The following is an 18400-nucleotide window of genomic DNA, read 5'->3' on the forward strand; positions in this document are numbered from 1 at the left end:
TGTTCGGGCCGCGGATCACGCGGAGGGGATGTTCCAGCCGACGTCGGAGAGTCCGCACCTGGTACACATGGCCGCTCCTTTCAGTCGCGGATGACGGTCTTGCTGCGCATGAGGAATTCGGCGAGGTAGCCGTCGTGCGGGAGGCCGGGGCCCATCCAGTACGTGGGGTGGTCGCCGGCGTGGACATTGCCGATGGAGGGCTCCGCGACGAGGTCGTCGAGGAGGCGTTCGTCGCGGGTGAGCGCGGTGACGACGAGGCTGCCGCGCAGGGGTCCGATGCCGTCGGCGGGGTCCCAGGGGGCCACCCACACGCAGGGGAAGGGGAGTTCGATGCCGGCCTGCGGGGCGTCGGCGCGCTCCAGCTGGTGGACGGCGGGGCGCAGGGCGGCGCTGCCGTCGCCCAGTTCCTCGGCGATGCCGTCGCCGCCGAGCCAGGCCCTGGCGCCCCCGGTGTGGGAGAGCAGGTAGCGCTCGATCGCGAGGGCGCTGTCGAGCGGCTGGACGGGCAGCACCGCCTTGTCGTCCTCGGGGGGCAGGGCGGGGAGGACGGCGAGGCGCTCGGCGAGCTGCTCGGCCAGCGCGGTGGCGGCGTCCGCGCCTTCGACCAGGACGGTGGTGGTGTTGACGCAGCCGGTGCCGCCGTGTCCGGCGACGGAGGCGACGACGGTGTCGAGGTGCTCGCTCCAGTCGGTGTCGGCGGTGATGAGGATCTTGCTGCGGCCGGGGCCCTGGAGGTGGACGGCCGGGTTTCCGGCGTACTTGCGGATGACGTCCTCGCCGCCGTAGACCAGGGCGCGGTCCACGGCCTGTACGAGGGTGTCGGCCTCGGCGTGGTCGGTGGGCAGCAGCACGATGTGGTCGTCGCCGAAGCCGGCCGCGCGCAGGGCGGTGACCAGCCGGTGCGGGGTGAAGGGTTCGCGGCGGGAGGGGCGGACGGCGACCCGGTAGCCCAGGGCCAGGGCCTCGGGCCACAGGCTGTGGGTGCCGGGGTGGTTCCCGGCGGCGAGGACCCCGAAGGTCTCGCCGCGGCGGGTCCACACGGCGCGGCCGGTGCGGGTGAGCGGGGAGCGCCAGTCCTCGGCGGCGCCGGCCGGGCGGGCCTGGGCGAGGCTGTCGTAGACGCGGGTGAGGCGGGCGGCGATGGCGGTGGTGGTGGCCCGTACGACGGGGAGCGGGACGCCGCCGACGCGGCTGACGGCGCGCTCGTGGGCGTCGATGGTCCGGCCGTCGAGTTCGGCGGTGGCGAAGAGGTGGGCGGCGCGCAGCACGGCGGCGACGCGGGCGTCGGCGTCGAGGGGCCGGGCCCGGTGCAGGGCTTTGGCGGCGCGGTCGACGAACAGGGCCGGGACCAGGCTGAGTTCGGCGGCCGGGGCGCCCGAGACGTCGGTGACGGAGAGCCGCTTGCGGGCGCGGAAGGGGCCGCGCGGGCCGAGCGCGTCGAGGCGCGGGACGGTGCTCACTAGTACACCCCTTCGATGACGGGCTCGTCCTCGAAGGTGGCGACGGGGGCGATGTCGGCGACGGCGTCCCCGACGAGGGCGCCGGCCGCGGGGAGGCGGGTGGCGAGGTCGCGCTCCAGGTTGTTGGGGAGCAGGAAGCCCTTGCTGACGTGGCTGACCAGGACCTGGCCGCGCTCGCCGTAGGGGACGGGTTCGCGGGTGCCGGGGTCGACGACGGAGAAGGTGACGTAGGGGCTGAGCGGGTCGAAGACGCAGGGTTCGTCGTCGGGCAGGCCGGCCCGCTCGCCCGCGAAGCCGAGGATCATGGTGCTGCCGTAGTTCCCGCAGAACGCGACGTCGGGGAAGATCTCCGTCTTGTAGAGGTGGCGGGAGTCGGGGTCGAGCTGGGTGCCGCCCCAGCGGATCGCCTTGACCTTGTGGTTCACCAGTTCGACGAGGTCCTCGCGGCCGGCCAGCCGTTCCAGGACGGACGGGGTGATGGTCAGGACGCCGATGTCCTGGGAGCGCAGGACGAACTCGGCCTGTTCCAGCAGGTGCAGGGCGTAGGCCCCGGCGTCGGCGCCGCGGCCCTGGGCGATGAGCTTCTTCACCCAGCGGGGGTCGAGGTCGATGGTGAAGCCGCGGGCGCCGTGGGTGGTGGCGGAGCGGTGGAAGAACTCGCCGACGATGTGCGGGCCGGTGGGGACCAGGCCGAGCCAGTTCGCGCCGCGCGGGAAGCCGTGGGCGTCGATGTTGGCGTTGGACCACGCCACCATGCGCTCCAGCCAGTCGCGGGTCAGGACCACCCGCTTGGGGGCGCCGGTGGTGCCGCCGCTCTCGAAGACGCCGACGACGTCGGCGTCGGAGCCGTAGCCGCGCGGGATGAGGTCCTCGGCGCGCACGTGGCGCAGCTCGCCGGTGACGTTGGGGAAGAGGCTCAGGTCCGCGTGGGACTTGATGTCGCGGCGCGGGTCGAAGTCGAGGGTCTCGGCCCGCCGCAGCCAGAACGGCGATCCGGTCTCCGGATTGAAGTGCCATTCCATCGCGGCCTGGAGGAACTCGTCCGGATCGGGCGTCACGTCGTACGGAAGGTCCAGGATCGGGTGGGCGGGCGCGGGCACGGTGGTCTCCTTCGGGCAGGGCAGCGGGTACGCCGGCGGGGCCCGGCACGGGGGAATGGACGGCCCCGCCGGCGTACGCGCTGGTCTGGTGGCCCGGGTGACCGGGCGTGCTGGTGCAGGACGCGGCTAGACGCGGATCAAGGTGGCGCACCAGCGGCCGGTGGAGATCCCGCAGAGGGCCACCAGGTCGCCGGGGTTCAGTTCGCCGCTCTCCACCTGGAGACCGAGCGAGATCAGCTGGTCGGCGCCGCCCATGTGGCCGTGGCCGGGGGCGATGGCCGCGTTGGTGCGTTCCAGCGGGATGCCGAGCGGTCCGGCGACGGCGGCGATGCTGGAGGGGACGTCGTTGAGGTAGATGACGTGGTCGATGTCGGTGCGGGCGACGCCGGCCCGGCGGCAGGCGCCCTCGACGACCTCCACCAGGCGGGTGTAGCGCTCCCCGATGAAGGTGCGCAGGGCGGCGGGGTTGCCTCCGAACTGCTCGCGCACCTGGTCGTAGGCGGAGGGCGCGTCGGCGCTGGTCCAGCCGACGGGGGGCAGCGGGGTCACCGCGCCGCCGAAGTCCAGGCGCAGCAGGTCGCTGTACTCGGGGTCGGTGAACTGCTCGCTCGCCAGCCACCGGTTGGCGGTGTGGCCGCGCCGCACGACGACGGCGACGGCGGCGTCGGACAGCACGGTGTTGATGACGTTCATCCGGTTGCGGTGGAACTCGCTGACCCGGTTGACGACGACGAACAGGGCGTACTCCGCCTCGGGTTGCAGGGCGAAGGTGGAGGCGACGTAGAAGAGGCCGTTGACCCCGGACCCGCACCCTTCCTGCAGCAGCAGGGTCTGGGTGCGGCCGATCTTCAGTTCGCGGGCCAGTGCGGAGGCGCTGTCCCAGTAGGAGTACTCGGGCATGTCGGTGATCGCGACGACGACCAGGTCGAGGGCGTCGGCGCTGATCCCGGCGCGGGAGAGGGCCTGTTCGGCGGCGTCGCGCGAGAGGTCGGTGCCGGTGACGCCGTCGGGTGCGCGGTGGAAGGTGTGGTAGCCCCACTTCACGACCCGCTCGGGGTCGCTGACGTAGTCCGCGGCGGCGCTCGCGACACTCTGGTCCTCCCCGAACGCGTAGCCGAAGGAGACGATGCCGATGTCGGTCACGGCGGCCTCAGGCGGCTTCCGCGTCGGCGGCGGTGATCCGGGCGATCCGCTCGGTCAGCTCGTCGGCGGCCTCGCCGAGCGGGCGCTCGAAGAGGACCAGCAGGTCGTACTCGATGCCGAAGCGCTCGTGGGCGTACCGGCCGAGCTGGAGGGCGAGGGCGGAGTGGCCGCCCAGTTCGAGGAAGGTGTCCTCCAGGGTGACGTCGGGCTCTTCGAGCAGCTCGGCCACCCAGGCGCGGGTGGCCTCGCGGACCTCCTCGGGCAGTGCGGCGGCGGTCGTGTGGTGCTGGGGGATGCTCATGCGGACTGGCTCCTCTGCTCTTCCCAGATGCGGGCCACCTCGGCCCGGTTGACCTTTCCGTTGACGGTGCGCGGCAGGTAGGCCAGCGGCAGCGCCTGGTAGACGGACGGGTGCATGTACGACGGCAGCAGGTCGCGGACGTGGGCGCGCAGGGTGCGGGCCCGGGGGTCCTCGGCGCCCTCGGCGACGAGGTAGGCGCAGGCGAGCCGGTCGTCGCCGGGCTTGAAGGCGTGCACCCAGACCACGGCGTCGGTGACGGCGGGGTGGGCCTGGACGGCGAGTTCGATGTCGCTGAGTTCGATCCGGTGGCCGCGCAGCTTGACCTGGAGGTCGGCGCGGCCGCGGTAGACGAACCGGTCGTCGTGGCGGCGGCTGACGAGGTCGCCGCTGCGGTAGTAGCGGACGCCGTCCACCGTCGGGAAGCGTTCGGCGGTCAGCTCGGGGCGGCCGAGGTAGCCGTCGGCGACCTGCGGCCCGGCCAGCCACAGCTCGCCCTCCTCGCCGGGGGCGGCGTCGCGGCCGTCCTCGGTGACCACGCGGGCGCTGCCGGAGAGCAGGATGCCCACGGGCAGGTCGTCGCGGTCGAGGTCCTCCTCGGTGACCGGGTGGTAGGTGCTGAGGACGGCGGCCTCGGTGACCCCGTACATGTTGACCAGGGCCGGCTGGGACAGCCCGAACCGCTTGGACCAGGGACGGACCGTCTCGGGGGTGAGCTTCTCGCCGCCGAAGATGACGTAGCGCAGGGCGGGCAGGGCGGTGTCCTCGCGCAGCACGATGGTGGTGAGCGCGCCGAAGGCGGTCGGTGTCTGGTTCAGGACGGTGATGCCCTCCTGCTCGACGAAGCGCAGGGTGGCCTCGGGCGAGCGGGCGACGCCGGCGGGCAGCACCACGCAGCGGGCGCCGGTGGACAGCGGTCCCCAGATCTCCCAGACGGAGAAGTCGAAGGAGATGGAGTGGAACAGCAGCCAGCTGTCGCGCTCGTTGAAGGCGAAGGGCCCGTCCGCGCTGGCCAGCAGGACGGCCGCGGCGCCGTGCGGGACCAGGACGCCCTTGGGGCGGCCGGTGGTTCCGGAGGTGTAGATGATGTAGGCGGTGTCGTGCGGGGCGGGCCCGGGACCGGCGGGCGGGGCGACGGCGGGTCCGTCCAGCAGGGCGGCGAGGTCGGCCTCGGGGACGACCGGGACGGCGCCGGTGGGGCAGCCGTCGGGGTCGCCGAGGAAGGCGGCCACGGCGCTGTCGGTGACGATGAACTCGTTGCGGGCGGGCGGGTTGCGCACGTCCAGCGGCACGTAGGCGGCCCCCGCCTTCATCACGCCGATCATCGCGGCGATGGCCGTGGCGCCGGGCGGCAGCCGCAGCGCCACCCGGTCACCGGCGCCCACGCCACGGCGCTCCAGCAGGGCGGCGATGGCGTTCGCCCAGCCGTCCAGGAGGCGGTAGGTGTAGGAGATCCCGTCGGCCGACAGCGCGGTGTGCTCGGGGAAGCGCGCGACGGACCCGGCGAGCAGGTCGGTGAGCGTGCGGTAGTCGGTGGCGCGTTCGGTGTGCGGCGGGCCGATGGTGGCGATGGTCATGGCGGGCTCCGGGGCTCCGGGGTGCGGGCGGTCGGGTCGGGGGCGGGTGGCCGGTGGCCGGTGGGGGGCAGCGGCTCGGCGGGCGGGCCGGGTTCCGCCGGTCAGGCGTGCTTCACCGCGCGGGCGAAGCGCACGACGCGCTCCGCCTGGGCGCGGGCGGCGTTGCGGGTGGTGTCGTCCACGGGCCGGGCGCCCTTGCCGCCGGACCAGTGGGCCGTGCCGTAGGGGTTGCCGTCGGTGAACTTGTCGGGGTGGGTGTAGCCGGGGGCGACGACGATGCCGCCGAAGTGGTGGAAGGAGGCGGTCAGGGCGAGCAGGGTGGACTCCTGGCCGCCGTGCTCGCTCGCGGTGGAGGTGAAGCCGCCGTAGACCTTGTCGGCGAGCAGGCCCTGGCTCCAGGCCGGGCCGAGCGAGTCGAGGAACTGCTTGAGCTGGGCGGAGACGTTGCCGAAGCGGGTGGGCGAGCCGAAGAGGACCGCATCGGCCCACAGCAGGTCCTCGGGGGTGGCCACCGGGACGGCGGCGGTCTCGGCGGCGTGCCGGGCCCAGACCGGGTTGGCGTCGATCGCCGACTGCTGGGCCAGCTCGGCGACCTTGCGCAGCCGGACCTCGGCGCCCGCCTTCTCGGCGGTCTCGGCGATCTCCCGGGCGATCTCGGTGACGTGCCCGGTGGCCGAGTAGTAGATGACGGCGACGTTGACGGCGGTGCCCGGGGCGGCGGGCGCTGCGGGTGCGGTGCTGGGCGCTGCGGTGGTCACGGCGTACGGCTCCTCGGCTCGGTGGTTCACCAGTCGGCGATGTGGCAGGCGCTGAAGTCCTGGTCGGCCCGCGACGCGTTGGGCGTGGGCCGGGCGAAGGCGCGGTTGTAGTAGACGAGCGGGGTGCGGTCGCTCGTGTACGTCTCCTCGACGCAGCCGAGGAGGATGGTGTGGTCCCCCGCGTCGACCGCCGCGTGCATGGAGCAGGCGACCCGGACGCCGGCCAGGTGCAGGCCGGGCAGGCCCAGTTCGCAGGTCTCCATGTCGCCGGCGGCGAACCGGTCGATCCCGGAGGTCGCGAACCGCTTTGCCACCGCGTGCTGTTCCTCGGTGAGGACGTTGATCAGGAAGTGCCGTGCGGTGGCGAACGCGGCGTGCGTGCTGGCGCCCTTGTCCAGGCAGACCGAGACGAGCGGCGGGTCGAGGGAGACGGAGCTGAACGAGCTGGCGGTGAAGCCCCAGCGCGTGCCGTCGCCGTCGATCGTGGTCACCACCGTCACCGGGCCCGGTACGCGGGCCATCGTGCCGGTGAGCAGGGAGCGCTCCATCGCACCGTCCTTCCTTTCCGGTCGGGTCGGGTCGGTTCTCATCGAAGGGGCCGGTCAGGGCTGGAGGCGGCTGGTGTGCCAGTCGCCGCCGAGGCGGGTGTAGGAGAGCCGGCGGTGCAGCCGGTCGGAGGCGGCGTTCCAGAACTCGACCTCGGCGGGCTCCAGCAGGTAGCCGGTGAACCGCTCGGGGCGCGGCAGCGGCCGGCCGCCCTCCGCGAGGTCCAGCGCCCGTTCCCGCAGCGCTTCCAGGTCCCCGGCCGGGTCGCTCTGGTGGGAGACCGTGGTCATGGAGTGCAGCGGGGTGGGGCGGGCGGCCCACAGCTCGTCCGACGCGGCCGCCGGCAGGGCGGTGACCGGGCCGGACAGGATGAGCTGGCGGCCGCTCTCGCGCCAGTACAGGACGCCGGACGCCCAGCAGTTGGCGGCGAGTTCGCGGCCCTTGCGGCTGGTGCTGTGGGTGGTGAAGACGAAGCCGCGCTCGTCCTCCCGGGCGATGGTGACGATCCGGTTGGAGGCGTGCCCCATCCGGGTGGCGGTGGCCAGGGCCAGCGAGCGGGGCTCGCGGACCCCGCGCCGGACGGCGTCGGCGATCCACTGCCGGGCCAGCGCGAGGGGGTCGGCGGGCGGGTCGTCGTATTCGGGGAAGGGGAGGTCGGTGGCGCCGGTCAGGGACTCGTACTTGCTGGTGTCGAGCCCGGGGCGGGCGGTGGCCGCCGCGGGTGTGGTGGTCGTGGTCATGGCCGCTGCTCCCTAGACGTAGATGGTTCCGCGGGCGATGACCGTGCCGTAGCCGCCCACCCGCACCCCGTTGACCCGGTCCGCCTGGCCGTGCGCGGTGGCGCACATCCGGGACGGGCGGCCCATCTCGACCCCCTGGGTGATCTTGATGCGCTGTCCGTACGGGGCCAGCCCGTGCCGGGCCAGGTGGATGGCCAGCGGCCCCGCGGCCGATCCGGTGGCCGCGTCCTCCACGACCCCGTAGGCCGGGGAGAACATCCGGGTGCGCCACTCCTCCCCCGCGCCGGCGAAGCAGTTCGCCGCCATGTCCGGGAAGCGGGACAGTGCCCGGTGGTCGGGCCGCAGCGCGGACAGCGCCTCGACGCTCTCCACGCCGACGAACACGTGCCGCGGGCCGTTGTGGTAGATCTCCACGGGGGCGATGGACTCCCGCACGCCCAGGGCTTCGAGCAACTCCTCCGCGTGCTCGTACGGTTCCCAGCTCGGGTGCGGCTGGCGCATCTGCACGATGACCGAGCCGTCCCCGTTGTCCATGCCGACGTCGAAGGGGATCACTCCCATCCCGGTCTCCAGCCGCAGCCGTTCCTCCTTGCGGCCGACGCCGAGCGCCTTGCGGGACAGCCCGAGCGCGACGGCGGTGCCGAGCATCGGGTGCCCGGCGAAGGGCAGTTCGTTGACCGGGGTGAAGATCCGGATCCGTGCGTCGGCCTCGTCCGCGTCGGGCGGCAGGACGAAGGTGACCTCGGAGAGGTTCATCTCCCGCGCGATGGCCTGCATCCGGTCGGCGGTGAGGTCCTCGCTGCCGAAGAAGACGGCCACGGGGTTGCCTTCTAGCGGGTTGCGCGCGAAGGCATCCACGACCATGTAGTCATGCATGGGGAAGCGCTCCCTGACTGAGTGAGGTGGCGTCGGCGAACGCGGCGCCGAGCCCGTGGAGGGTGACGAGGGGGTGTACGCCCTCCACCGCGGCTTCGACCTCGAACCGGGACCGGTGCGTGGGCGGCCCGCCGATCAGCTCGGCGGCCCGGTTCGCGGGCAGGACACCGGCCGGGGGGCGCTCGCTCCAGAGCATCACGGCCCCCCACCGGTTGCCGGGCCGGTCCGCGATCCACAGCTTGAGGACCAGTCCGGGCACCTCCGCCCACGCGTCCACGGCCTCCTCGCGCAGGTGCTCGCGCAGGGAGTCGATGCTCGCGCCGGTCCCGGCCAGTTCCCACCAGGCGATGTCCACCCTCATCGGGCCGCCACCTCCAGGGACCCGAGGGCCCGCAGCAGGGCCTGCCCCAGGATCCGGGGGCCGTCCACGGTGAGTACGGATTCGGCGTGGAACTGCATGGAAGCGAAGTGCGCTCCGCGCAGGGCGTGCACTTCGCGGGTGCGCGGGTCGCGGCTGATCTCGACGATGCCGAGGTCCCCCGCGTCGATCTTGTCCTCGGTGCTCTGGGCGGCGTACGTGTTGTAGAAGCCCACGCGCTCCGCCGTCCCGAAGAGGTCGATCTCCCGCTGCACGCCCTGGTTGGGGGTGGCGCGGCGGACCAGGCCGAGGCCCAGGCGCAGGCTCAGCACCTGGTGGCTGAGGCAGACCGCGATGAACGGCCGTCCCTGGTCGAGGAGCCGGCCCGCGAGGGCGTCCAGGTGGATGATCCGCGGGTCGGTGGCGTCGCGCGGGTCGCCGGGGCCGGGGCCGAGGACCACCAGGTCGTGGTCGGCCACGTCGTAGGGCTCGTCGAAGCGGCGGACGCTCACGTCGAGGCCGAGGGAGGCGAGCTGCTGGCCGATCATCGCGGTGAAGGTGTCCTCCGCGTCGACGACCAGCGCCCGCAGCCCGGCGAGCCGGGGCTCCCACGCGCCGCGGTCGCCGCGTTCGGCGCAGCCGCGCAGCCAGAACGCGGCGATCCCGGTGTTGCGGGCCTCCAGGGCCGCCCGTACCTCGGGGTGGGCGGCGAAGCGCACGGCGGTGTCGGACTCCAGGGCGCTGAGCACCCCGGCGGCCTTGGCGCGCGTCTCTGCGACCTCGGAGGCGGGGTCGGAGTGGCGCACCAAGGTGGCGCCGACGCCGATCCGCATCCGGCCGTCCGCGCCGATCTCGGCGGTCCGGATCAGGATCGCGGAGTCCAGGGTGCGCCCGCCCGCCGGGTCGCGGCCGATGAGGGCGGCGATCCCGCCGTAGTAGCCGCGGCCCTCGGGCTCGTAGCGCCGGATGACCCGGGCCGCGCTCTCCAGCGGGCTGCCGGTGACGGTCGGCGCGAACATCGTCTCGTGCAGGATCTCCCGCACGTCGCGGTCCGTGGTGCCCTCGATGAAGTACTCGGTGTGCGCGAGGCGGGCCATCTCCTTGAGGTGGGGCCCGGTGACCCGGCCGCCGGTGGCGCAGATCCGGGCCATCATCTTCAGTTCCTCGTCGACGACCATGTACAGCTCGTCGGCCTCCTTGCGGTCGGCGAGGAAGCGGGTGACCCCGTCGAGGGTGGGGCCGGTGGCCGGGTAGCGGTAGGTGCCGCTGATGGGGTTCATGACGGCGGTGCCGTCCGCGAGCGAGAGGTGCCGCTCGGGGGTGGCGCCGACGAAGGTGCGCCCGCCCGTGTGCAGGGCGAAGGTCCAGTAGGCGCCCTGCTCGCGTTCCAGCAGCCGCCGGAAGAGGGCGGGCGCGGTGCGCCGCGGGACGAAGTCCTCGATGGCCGCGGTGTAGGTGCGCTTGATGACGAAGTTGGAGCCGGCGCCGGCGCCGATCTCGTCGGTGACGATCCGCCGGACGGTCGCCGCGTACTGCGCGTCGTCCACGTCGAAGCCGCCGTCGCGCAGCCGCACGTCCTGGTCGGCGATCCGGGCGGGCAGCTCGGCGAGCGCGACCGTCTCCCGTTCGGTGACGGTCATCGCAAGCAGCGGCGCCCCGTCGTCGGGGGCCTCGAACCCGCGCTCGGCGAGCTGCCGGTAGGGCACGACCACAAGCACCTGGTCGGCGTCGAGCGGTACGTCGGCCAGCGCGGCCGGGGTGTGCACGGCGCCGGTGAGCACCTCGACGGTGCCGGGGGCCAGCTCGGGGCGGTGCAGCAGTGCGAAGTCGGTGACGTCGCCGGCGAGGATGCGGGCGAGGAGGTCTCTGTTCACGCGAAGACCTCCCCGGCGGGTATGACCCGGCCGCAGCGCTGGGCGACGTACTCCAGGGCCTGGGCGTGGTGGGCCGCGGAGAAGTCGCCGACGGCGTCCGCGGCGAGGAAGGGCTGGATGTCGTGGGCGAAGGCGTCCAGCGCGGTGGCGAGCACGCCGATGTGGGCGTAGACCCCGCACAGCACGAGCTGGTCGCGCCCTTCGGCGCGCATCCGCTCCAGCAGGCCGGAGCGGAAGAAGGCGCTGTAGCGCCACTTGGTGAAGACCCAGTCGTCCGCGTCGGGCGCCAGCTCGCCGACCACCTCGCGGTCCGCGTCACCGGTCCGCATGCCGGGCCCCCAGAAGTCCTTGAGCAGGCCGCGCTGGGTGTCCGACATCCGGCCGGGCTGGGCCGTGTAGGCGACGGGGACGCCGAGGGCGGCGGCGCGCTTGCGGAGCTGGGACGCGTGGTGCACGAGGTCCGCGCGCAGCGGGTCGGGCAGGGCGGCCAGGAAGTAGCGCTGCATGTCGTGGACGAGCAGCACGGCCCGGCCGGGGTCAGGGGTCCAGGAAACGGTGTTGGCGGGCAGTTCCGCCGCGGTGGGCAGCGGATAGGACTCGACGGGAGGCAGGCCGGGCATCGGGCATCTCCTTATTACGTGGGGATTCCTTCGCGCCGTACCTGCGGGACGTCGATCCCGAGGGCGCGGAACTGCTGGCAGGGGTTCATGAACTCGCGCTGCTGCTTGATCTTTCCGTCCTCGAAGAGGAAGGAGTGGATGAAGTGGTTGGTGTAGTGGCCGACGGGATAGCCGGGATAAACGATCTTTCCTTCGCCGCGGCATTCGACCCAGAAGCGGTTCGGGTCCTGGGTGGCGAAGATCTCGACGTCCGTCCAGGCCCAGTCGGGGAAGCAGCGCAGCGACCACACGGCGTGCTCGCCGAGCCGGTCGCGGCCGGTGATGGTGATCGGTTCGCCGGTCTCGTTGGTCCACAGACCGCCGACGCCGTCCTCGGTGAAGAGGAGGTGGCGCTTCAGGCGGTCCTGGCCGCGGGTGTTCATGTACTGCTCGACGACGGCCCGGTTGTGTTCCCGGACGGCCTGCTCGTCGGCCTGCTGATCGAACGACATGGTGATCCTTTCCGGCGGGGAGGGGGGTCAGACCAGCAGGCTGATCTCGCGCGGGTCCCGGCCGACCAGGGCCCGGCCGTAGAGCTGCTGCGGGATGCCCATGCCGAAGCCCGCGTGGCGGCTGCCGACGTTCACGTCGCGCCAGATCCGCTGGAGCGGGTTGGACTCGTTGAAGGCGGAGGAGCCGTACGCCGTCATCAGGATGTCCACGGCCTCCCGGCAGAGCTGGGCGACCTGGGTGGAGTACTGCCGGGCGGCGGCCCGGACCAGGACGTCCGCGAACTCCCCCGCATAGGCGGCCTCGTCGGCCGCGTCCGCGATCTTCCCGGCGAGCAGCCGGGCCGTCTCGATCTTCGTGGCGGCCTCGGCCAGGTCCAGCTGGAGGGAGGGCGACTCGGCCTGGTTCGGGTAGCGGGAGCCGGCCGCGGGCCGCTGGGGGGCCGCCTCGCGAACGAAGTCGAAGGCGGCGGTGGCGCCGCCGAGCAGGGAGCCCAGCAGGCCGATGGAGAAGAGCCCGACCAGGCTGTTGCGGTAGCGGTGGGCCGGGTCGACCAGCCCGTCCGTCTCGCCGTTGAGCAGCGGCAGGTAGGGCAGCAGCCGGCGTTCGGGGACGAAGACGCCCGTCGCCACCACGGTGTTGCTGCCGGTGCCGCGCATCCCGGCGAAGTGCCAGGTGTCCTTGATCGAGACCTCGTCGGCCCGCATCAGGGCGAAGTGCACGACCGGGTCGCGGTCCGGGACCGGTACGGCGATCAGGACGCCCACCCAGTCGGCGTGCAGCGAGCCGGAGACGTAGGCCCACTCGCCGGTGACGAGCACCCCGCCGTCGGCCGGCTCGACCCCGCGGGCCGGCATGCCGAGCACCAGGGCGGTGCGGGCGTCCGGGTTCAGGCTCCACACCTCGTCCTGCACCGCGCGGGGGAAGAGGGAGGCGACGAAGTTGCCCGCGTTCAGCACTCCGGTGATCCACGCGGTGGAGCTGCACCCGCGGCCCACCTCGGTGGCGACCTCCAGCAGGGTGCGGATGTCGGCCTCGTAGCCGCCCAGGCGCCGCGGGGTCATCAGCCGCATCAGGCCCGCGCCGGTGACCGCGTCGATGCTCCGCCCGGTCAGCCGTCGCGCGCCGTCGCTCTGCGGTGCGTCCTCCCACAGGCCCGCGCGCAGCGCGGCCGCCCGGGCCACCAGCTCCGCGCGGCCCGGGGCCACGCCGTTCACGGCTTCACTCTGCACGGTCTTCTTCCCTTCAGCGGGGTCGGTCGGGGTCGGTCGGTGCGGTGGTGCGGCGGGTTCAGTCGCCCTGGGCGGCGCGGGCGAGGGCGTCCCACTGCTTCCACCCGGCCAGCCGCTCCTCGTAGGCGGTGGTGATCGTATCCAGCACGGTCGCGCCGAGCAGCACGCGCAGCGGCGGGTCCGGGTGGTCGACCAGCTCCAGCACCGGCCCGGCCGTGGCGGCCGGGTCGCCGGGGGCGGAGCCGGCCGAAGGGGCCTTCGCGACCTCCGCGTAGGCCGCGGAGGGCTCGGCCCAGACGGCCGAACTGCCGCGCCAGTCGGTCTTGTACGGGCCCGGCTCGACCAGGGTGACGCGGATGCCGAAGCGGGCCACCTCCTGGGCGAGGGAGTCGGTCAGCCCCTCGACCGCCCACTTGGAGGCGTGGTAGAGCCCGAGCATCGGCCAGGACGCGAGCCCGGCGATGCTGGACATCTGGAGGATGTGGCCGCTGCCCTGGGCCCGCAGGACCGGCAGGACGGCCTGCGTCACCCACAGCGTGCCGAAGAGGTTGGTGTCGAGCTGCTCGCGGGCCTGGGCCTCGGTGACGTCCTCGACGGCGCCGAACAGGCCGTAGCCCGCGTTGTTGACCACGACGTCGATCCGGCCGAAGTGGGCGTGGGCGGCGGCGACGGCCGCGAAGGCCGCGTCCCGGTCCCGGATGTCGAGCCGCAGCGGCAGGACCGCGTCGCCGTACGCCTCGACGAGGGGGTCGAGGGAGGCGAGGTCGCGGGCGGTGGCGGCGACCCGGTCGCCCCGTTCGAGTGCGGCCTCGGCCCAGACGCGGCCGAATCCCCGGGACGTGCCGGTGATGAACCAGACCTTTCCTGTCACTGCGGCAGTCACTGCGGCTCCTTAACCCGTCGGTGAGGCTTGGGCTCCATTCATCCCGACGCACGGCGGGCCTGTCCACGAAGGGAATTCGGACACCCCGTCCGAGTGAGGAATTTCCTCGGACGGACACCCGGAACGTCTCCTCGGACACCAACCGGCGTTTCGGACAACGGAGTCGGCGGGTGATACTGCCGGGAATCCCGCACCCTACGGATCCCCGAGATCGAATTCACCGCAAGGAGATTCGCGTGAGCGCCACGGAACAGACGTACGACTACGCCGCCGCCGATTTCAACGCCGTCTACACCGGCGGCGAACTGCTCGAAGGGGCCGCCATCAAGGTCGTCCCGTGGGACATCGGCGAGGCCCAGCCGGACGTCGTGGAGCTGGAGCGCCTCGGCCGCTTCGCCGGTGAGGTCCTCGACGTGGGCTGCGGCCCCGGCGACAACGCCGTCTTCCTGGCCGGCCGCGGCTACAAGGTCACCGCCGTCGACGCCGCTTCCGCCGCCATCGAGCAGGCCCGCGCCCGGGCGGGTGACCTCGACATCGACTTCGCCGTCGCCGACGCGACCGCCCTGACCGGCTACGAGGGCCGCTTCGACTCCGTCCTGGACAGCGCCCTCTTCCACACCCTCCCGGCGCCCGCCCGCCCGCTGTACGCGGCGGCCCTGCACCGGGTCACCCGGCCCGGCGCGCGCCTGAGCGTGCTGTGCTTCGCCGACGTGCCGGGCGGCATGCCCGCGCCGCTGTCGGTGCCGGAGGAGGAGCTGCGCACGACGCTGACGGAGGCGGGCTGGACGATCACCTCGCTGGAGCTGTCGGAGTACGCGGGCGTCGCGGCCGGCATGGAGAAGTTCTTCGAGCGCACCGGCCGGCGCCCCGAGCTGGACGCCAAGGGCCGCACCCGGCTGCCGGTGTGGAAGCTGTTCGCCGAGCGCGCCCCCGAGGCGGTCCCCGGGGCGGCGGCGTGAGCGCGGCGCACGCCTCCGTCCCCATCGCCCCCGCCCGTCCGGCCCCTCCCGCCCCGGTGCGGCGCGCGTTCCCCGTGCTGCGCGCCCGCCGGGTCGGTGCCACCGCCGCCTTCTACGAGCGGCTCGGCTTCCGGGCCGGGCACCGCCACCCCGCGAAGGGCGAGCCGGACTTCGTGGCGCTGCGCCGCGACGACGCGGAGCTGGCGGTGAGCCGGGACGACGGGGCCGTGGAGCTGCCCTCGGGGGGCGTCGACCTGTTCGTGTTCGTGGAGGCCGTGGACGCCACCGTGGACGTCCTGCGGGCCGCGGGCGCCCCGGTGGTCCAGGAGCCGGAGAACACCCCGTGGGGCGAGCGGGTGGCCTACGTCCGCGACCCCGCGGGCAACCGGGTGGGCCTCGGCTCACCGGCCGCCTGACCTCTGCGGACGCGGAAGCGCCCCGGGACCGATCGGTCCCGGGGCGCCGCTGTGTGTGGAGCCGGCCGCAGGAGGATTACGCGGCGGGCTCGATGTTCAGGTTGGTGCGGAACACGTTGCCCGGGTCGTAGACGCCCTTGAGCTTGGCGAGGCGGGCCCGGGTGGCCGGGTCGTACAGCTCGTCCGCGTAGGCGTCGGCGGTGCGCTCGCCGTAGACGAAGTTGAGCGAACGGCCCAGGGTCCACGGCCGGACGGCCTCGTCCAGGGCGGCGTGCGCGGCGCGGATGTCCGCCAGGGGCGCCTCGTCCGAGCCGGACAGGACCCGCAGGATGTAGGCGGCCTCGCGGAACGGCACCGCGTTGGGCACCTCCGGCTGCCGCGCCAGGGCCCCGCCCATGTGGCGCAGGTCGACGATGCAGTCCACCGGCGATCCGGGTCCGGCGAGGGTGCGTACGGCGTCCAGGATCTGCGGGTTCAGCTCGCTCAGCAGGACGCTGTTGCCGTCGTAGGCGTGCGAGAAGGTCGGCTCGGCGTAGATCGAGCCGACCTCGGGGTAGGCAAGCTCCCCCAGGTGCTCGTGGATGATTTCCACGCCGAACCCACGCCACGGGGCGACCAGTTCGGGGCCGCCGGCCAGGTCGGTGGTGGCGAAGCGGACGTGCACGACGTGGCGGCCGCGCAGCGGCTCGGGGAAGACCGGGATCGGCGGGTACTCGATCATCCCGAGGGAGGCGGTGACGCTCTCGGGAGCCGTCGCGGTCCAGCTGCGGAACTGCTCCAGCACCCGGTCGGCGTGCGCCGCGTCGAAGTACATGCCGCCGCCGTAGACGGTGGCGACCGGCAGCAGCGAGATCTCCAGGGCGGTGACGATGCCGAAGTTGTCGCGGCCGCCGCGCAGCGCCCAGAACAGGTCGGGGTCGCTGTCGGCGGTGACCCGGCGGGCCCGCCCGTCGGCGGTGACCACCTCGACGGCCTCCACCAGGTCGGCGGCGTAGCCGAACTCCCGCGCCAGCAGACCCAGTCCGCCCGCGAGGGTGTAACCGGTCACGCCGACGTGCCCGGCGGAGCCGCTGAGCGGGGCCAGCCCGTGCGGGGCGGTCCGCTCGACGACCTGCTCCCATCGGGCGCCCGCCTCGATGCGGGCGGTCCGCGCGCCGGGGTCGACGGTGACGCCGGTCAGCCGCCGGGTGCTGATCACCAGGCCGCCCCGGTCGAGGACGGTGACCCCGTGGCCGGTGGCCTGGACCGAGACCGGGATTCCGCGTTCGGCGGCGAAGGCCACCGCGAGCCGGACGTCCTCGGCGTCCGCGGCGCCGAGGACGGCGGCGGGGTCGTGCCGGTATCCGGCCTGGAATCCGGTGAGTTCCTCCTCGTAGCCCTCCTGTCCGGGAGTGAATACCGGCCCGGTCACCGATTCCACAAGGGGGGTGAAGTCAATCCGGGTGCTGTCATGGGACATCAGGACTATTCCTTTCGATGGCGCGCAATGCGGTGGTTCACAGGGTGGTTCAGCCGACTTTTTGGAGGTCGGGATTCGGGGCGTCCACGGGAAGCGCGGCCGGTTTTCCGGTCTCCGCGGATTTACCGGACGGCATCAGGAGGCAGGCGAGGGCGCCCACGAGCAGCACCGCCACGGGCAGCAGCAGGGTCGTCCCGGAGGCCTGCGCCAGCCCTTCGTGGAAGGCATGGCGTTCGGCGGCCGACGCGCCCTCGGCGAGGGTCTCGGTGGCGAGCCGGGAGGACAGCTGCGCCTGCATCAGCACACCGACGGCGGCGGCGCCGATGACGCAGCCGACCTGCCGGATCGAGTTGTACATCCCGGCCCCCGCACCGATGTCGGCGACGGGCAGCGTGCCGGTGGCCACGTTCGCCATGGGCGCGAAGGCCGCGCCCGTACCGATCCCGGCGAAGAACAGCGCGCCGGCGAGCTGCCAGACCCCTCCGTCGGGGCGCATCGCGAGGACGATCATGCCCAGGCCGGCCGCGAAGACGAGGAATCCGGCGAGGACCACCCATTTGCCGGGGACCCGGTCGGAGAGGGTCCCGGCGAGCGGCCCGGCCAGCCCGCTGGAGACGGCGACGGGCACCATCAGCAACCCGGCCTGCTGCGGGGAGAGTTCCATGACCGCCTGCATGTAGAGGGTGAGCGGCAGGTAGAGGCCGGTGACGGCGAAGCCGATGGCCGCCGCGGCGAAGGCGGCGGTGGAGAAGTGGCGGCGCCGGAAGAGGGAGAGCGGCATCAGCGGCTCGCGCGGGTTGAAGCGCTGCCACAGGACGAAGGCGGCGAGCAGGACCACGCCCGCGCCGATGACCACCGGCACGGTGAGCGGTCCGGCGACGGTGCCCCAGTCGTAGTGCTGGCCGTTCTGCAGGCCGAACACCACGGCGAACAGGCCGAGTCCGGAGAGCAGGGTGCCGAGCAGGTCGAAGCGGCGGTGGTTGCGGGGCTGGCCGCCGGGGACCAGCTTCGCGGTCATGACGAGCCCGGCCAGGCCGATCGGCACGTTGACCAGGAAGATCCACTGCCAGCCGGCCGAGCCGACGAGGAAGCCGCCGAGCAGCGGTCCGACGGTGGTGGCCAGGCCCGCGACCGCGCCCCAGACCCCGAGGGCCGCGCCGCGCCGGTTGGCGGGGAAGAGGGTGGTCACGAAGGCCATGGTCTGCGGGGCCATCAGCGCGGCCCCGACGCCCTGCACGGCGCGCGCGGTCATCAGCATCTCCGCGCTGCCGGAGAGCCCGCACCACAGGGAGGCGGCGGTGAAGACGGCCATGCCGGCGAGGAAGACTGGCTTGCGGCCGAAGCGGTCGCCGAGCCGTCCGGCGACCAGCAGGGGGACGGCGTAGGTGAGCAGGTAGACGCTGTGCACCCAGGTGATCCGGTTGAGGTCGGCGTGGAGGCCGTCCATGATGCCGGGGATCGCGACGGTCACGATCGTCGTGTCCATCATGATGAGGAAGAAGCCGACACAGAGTGCCGACAGCGCTGCCCACGGATTCTTCGCGCTGGTCGCGCTCTGTCCTTCGGTGGCGTTCGCGGTGGTCGTCATCGTGTCAACTCATCTTCTCTCAGC

Annotated in this window: 19 protein-coding genes; 2 read left to right on the forward strand and 17 right to left on the reverse strand. The window is 73.3% G+C overall.

Translation table 11 applies throughout. From position 1 onward, the window contains the following. Positions 1-80 precede the first annotated feature (80 nt). The 15 genes from AC0693_RS02205 to AC0693_RS02275 all read right to left on the reverse strand — a co-directional run bounded on the left by AC0693_RS02205 (position 81) and on the right by AC0693_RS02275 (position 13954). Positions 81-1460, reverse strand: a complete 1380-nt coding sequence (locus AC0693_RS02205) for an aldehyde dehydrogenase family protein (RefSeq protein WP_478800766.1) — start codon at positions 1458-1460, stop codon at positions 81-83. Continuing rightward, complete coding sequence (locus tag AC0693_RS02210) at positions 1460-2560, reverse strand: AMP-binding protein (RefSeq protein WP_469338871.1); 1101 nt, start codon at positions 2558-2560, stop codon at positions 1460-1462. The genes AC0693_RS02205 and AC0693_RS02210 overlap by 1 nt, the downstream gene beginning before the upstream one ends. Positions 2561-2686: 126 nt before the next feature. Next, the gene (locus AC0693_RS02215) at positions 2687-3703 is read right to left on the reverse strand and encodes a 3-oxoacyl-ACP synthase III family protein (RefSeq protein ID WP_469319951.1); all 1017 of its coding nucleotides are present in this window, start codon (positions 3701-3703) and stop codon (positions 2687-2689) included. 7 nt (positions 3704-3710) lie between these two features. Beyond that, on the reverse strand, positions 3711-4004 hold the full coding sequence (locus AC0693_RS02220) for a phosphopantetheine-binding protein (RefSeq protein WP_356404130.1): 294 nt from the start codon (positions 4002-4004) through the stop codon (positions 3711-3713). Next, on the reverse strand, positions 4001-5578 hold the full coding sequence (locus AC0693_RS02225; protein ID WP_468462973.1) for an amino acid adenylation domain-containing protein: 1578 nt from the start codon (positions 5576-5578) through the stop codon (positions 4001-4003). Before AC0693_RS02225 ends, AC0693_RS02220 begins: the two co-directional genes overlap by 4 nt. 101 nt (positions 5579-5679) lie before the next feature. Further along, positions 5680-6336 (reverse strand): NAD(P)H:quinone oxidoreductase, encoded by a 657-nt coding sequence (gene wrbA / locus AC0693_RS02230; protein WP_356404126.1) that lies wholly within the window; start codon positions 6334-6336, stop codon positions 5680-5682. Positions 6337-6362: 26 nt separating this feature from the next. Next, positions 6363-6884, reverse strand: coding sequence for a flavin reductase family protein (locus AC0693_RS02235; RefSeq protein ID WP_469338879.1), 522 nt, complete (start codon positions 6882-6884; stop codon positions 6363-6365). Positions 6885-6938: 54 nt separating this feature from the next. After that, the gene (gene phzG / locus AC0693_RS02240; protein ID WP_468462975.1) at positions 6939-7622 is read right to left on the reverse strand and encodes a phenazine biosynthesis FMN-dependent oxidase PhzG; all 684 of its coding nucleotides are present in this window, start codon (positions 7620-7622) and stop codon (positions 6939-6941) included. A 12-nt stretch (positions 7623-7634) separates the two neighbouring features. Further along, positions 7635-8498 carry a PhzF family phenazine biosynthesis protein gene (locus AC0693_RS02245; protein ID WP_469319953.1) on the reverse strand — a complete coding sequence of 288 codons (864 nt, stop codon included), beginning with the start codon at positions 8496-8498 and terminating at the stop codon, positions 7635-7637. After that, positions 8491-8859: a hypothetical protein gene (locus AC0693_RS02250; protein WP_356404118.1), complete on the reverse strand. Its 369-nt coding sequence runs from the start codon at positions 8857-8859 to the stop codon at positions 8491-8493. The genes AC0693_RS02245 and AC0693_RS02250 overlap by 8 nt, the downstream gene beginning before the upstream one ends. Next, the gene (locus tag AC0693_RS02255; RefSeq protein ID WP_478800767.1) at positions 8856-10730 is read right to left on the reverse strand and encodes an anthranilate synthase family protein; all 1875 of its coding nucleotides are present in this window, start codon (positions 10728-10730) and stop codon (positions 8856-8858) included. The genes AC0693_RS02250 and AC0693_RS02255 overlap by 4 nt, the downstream gene beginning before the upstream one ends. Next, positions 10727-11350, reverse strand: a complete 624-nt coding sequence (locus tag AC0693_RS02260; protein WP_468462977.1) for an isochorismatase family protein — start codon at positions 11348-11350, stop codon at positions 10727-10729. Before AC0693_RS02260 ends, AC0693_RS02255 begins: the two co-directional genes overlap by 4 nt. Before the next feature lie 14 nt (positions 11351-11364). Beyond that, entirely contained in the window at positions 11365-11841 is a 477-nt protein-coding gene (locus AC0693_RS02265; protein WP_478800768.1) for a PhzA/PhzB family protein, read from the reverse strand. Between the two features lie 27 nt (positions 11842-11868). Next, positions 11869-13071 (reverse strand): acyl-CoA dehydrogenase family protein, encoded by a 1203-nt coding sequence (locus AC0693_RS02270; protein ID WP_478742895.1) that lies wholly within the window; start codon positions 13069-13071, stop codon positions 11869-11871. 58 nt (positions 13072-13129) lie between these two features. After that, the gene (locus AC0693_RS02275; protein WP_478742893.1) at positions 13130-13954 is read right to left on the reverse strand and encodes an SDR family NAD(P)-dependent oxidoreductase; all 825 of its coding nucleotides are present in this window, start codon (positions 13952-13954) and stop codon (positions 13130-13132) included. Between the two features lie 236 nt (positions 13955-14190). Here AC0693_RS02275 and AC0693_RS02280 point away from each other — a divergent pair, with 236 nt between their 5' ends. Both AC0693_RS02280 and AC0693_RS02285 read left to right on the forward strand, forming a co-directional pair. Further along, complete coding sequence (locus AC0693_RS02280) at positions 14191-14913, forward strand: class I SAM-dependent methyltransferase (RefSeq protein ID WP_468462978.1); 723 nt, start codon at positions 14191-14193, stop codon at positions 14911-14913. Then, positions 14910-15329 carry a VOC family protein gene (locus tag AC0693_RS02285; RefSeq protein ID WP_356404104.1) on the forward strand — a complete coding sequence of 140 codons (420 nt, stop codon included), beginning with the start codon at positions 14910-14912 and terminating at the stop codon, positions 15327-15329. The genes AC0693_RS02280 and AC0693_RS02285 overlap by 4 nt, the downstream gene beginning before the upstream one ends. Positions 15330-15405: 76 nt before the next feature. Here the strand turns inward: AC0693_RS02285 and AC0693_RS02290 are convergent, their stop codons facing one another. Beyond that, complete coding sequence (locus tag AC0693_RS02290; protein WP_478800769.1) at positions 15406-16788, reverse strand: FAD-binding oxidoreductase; 1383 nt, start codon at positions 16786-16788, stop codon at positions 15406-15408. 49 nt (positions 16789-16837) lie between these two features. Further along, on the reverse strand, positions 16838-18376 hold the full coding sequence (locus tag AC0693_RS02295) for an MFS transporter (RefSeq protein ID WP_478800770.1): 1539 nt from the start codon (positions 18374-18376) through the stop codon (positions 16838-16840). Positions 18377-18400 lie beyond the last annotated feature (24 nt).

This window comes from Streptomyces sp. NPDC043876 (genome assembly GCF_056435825.1).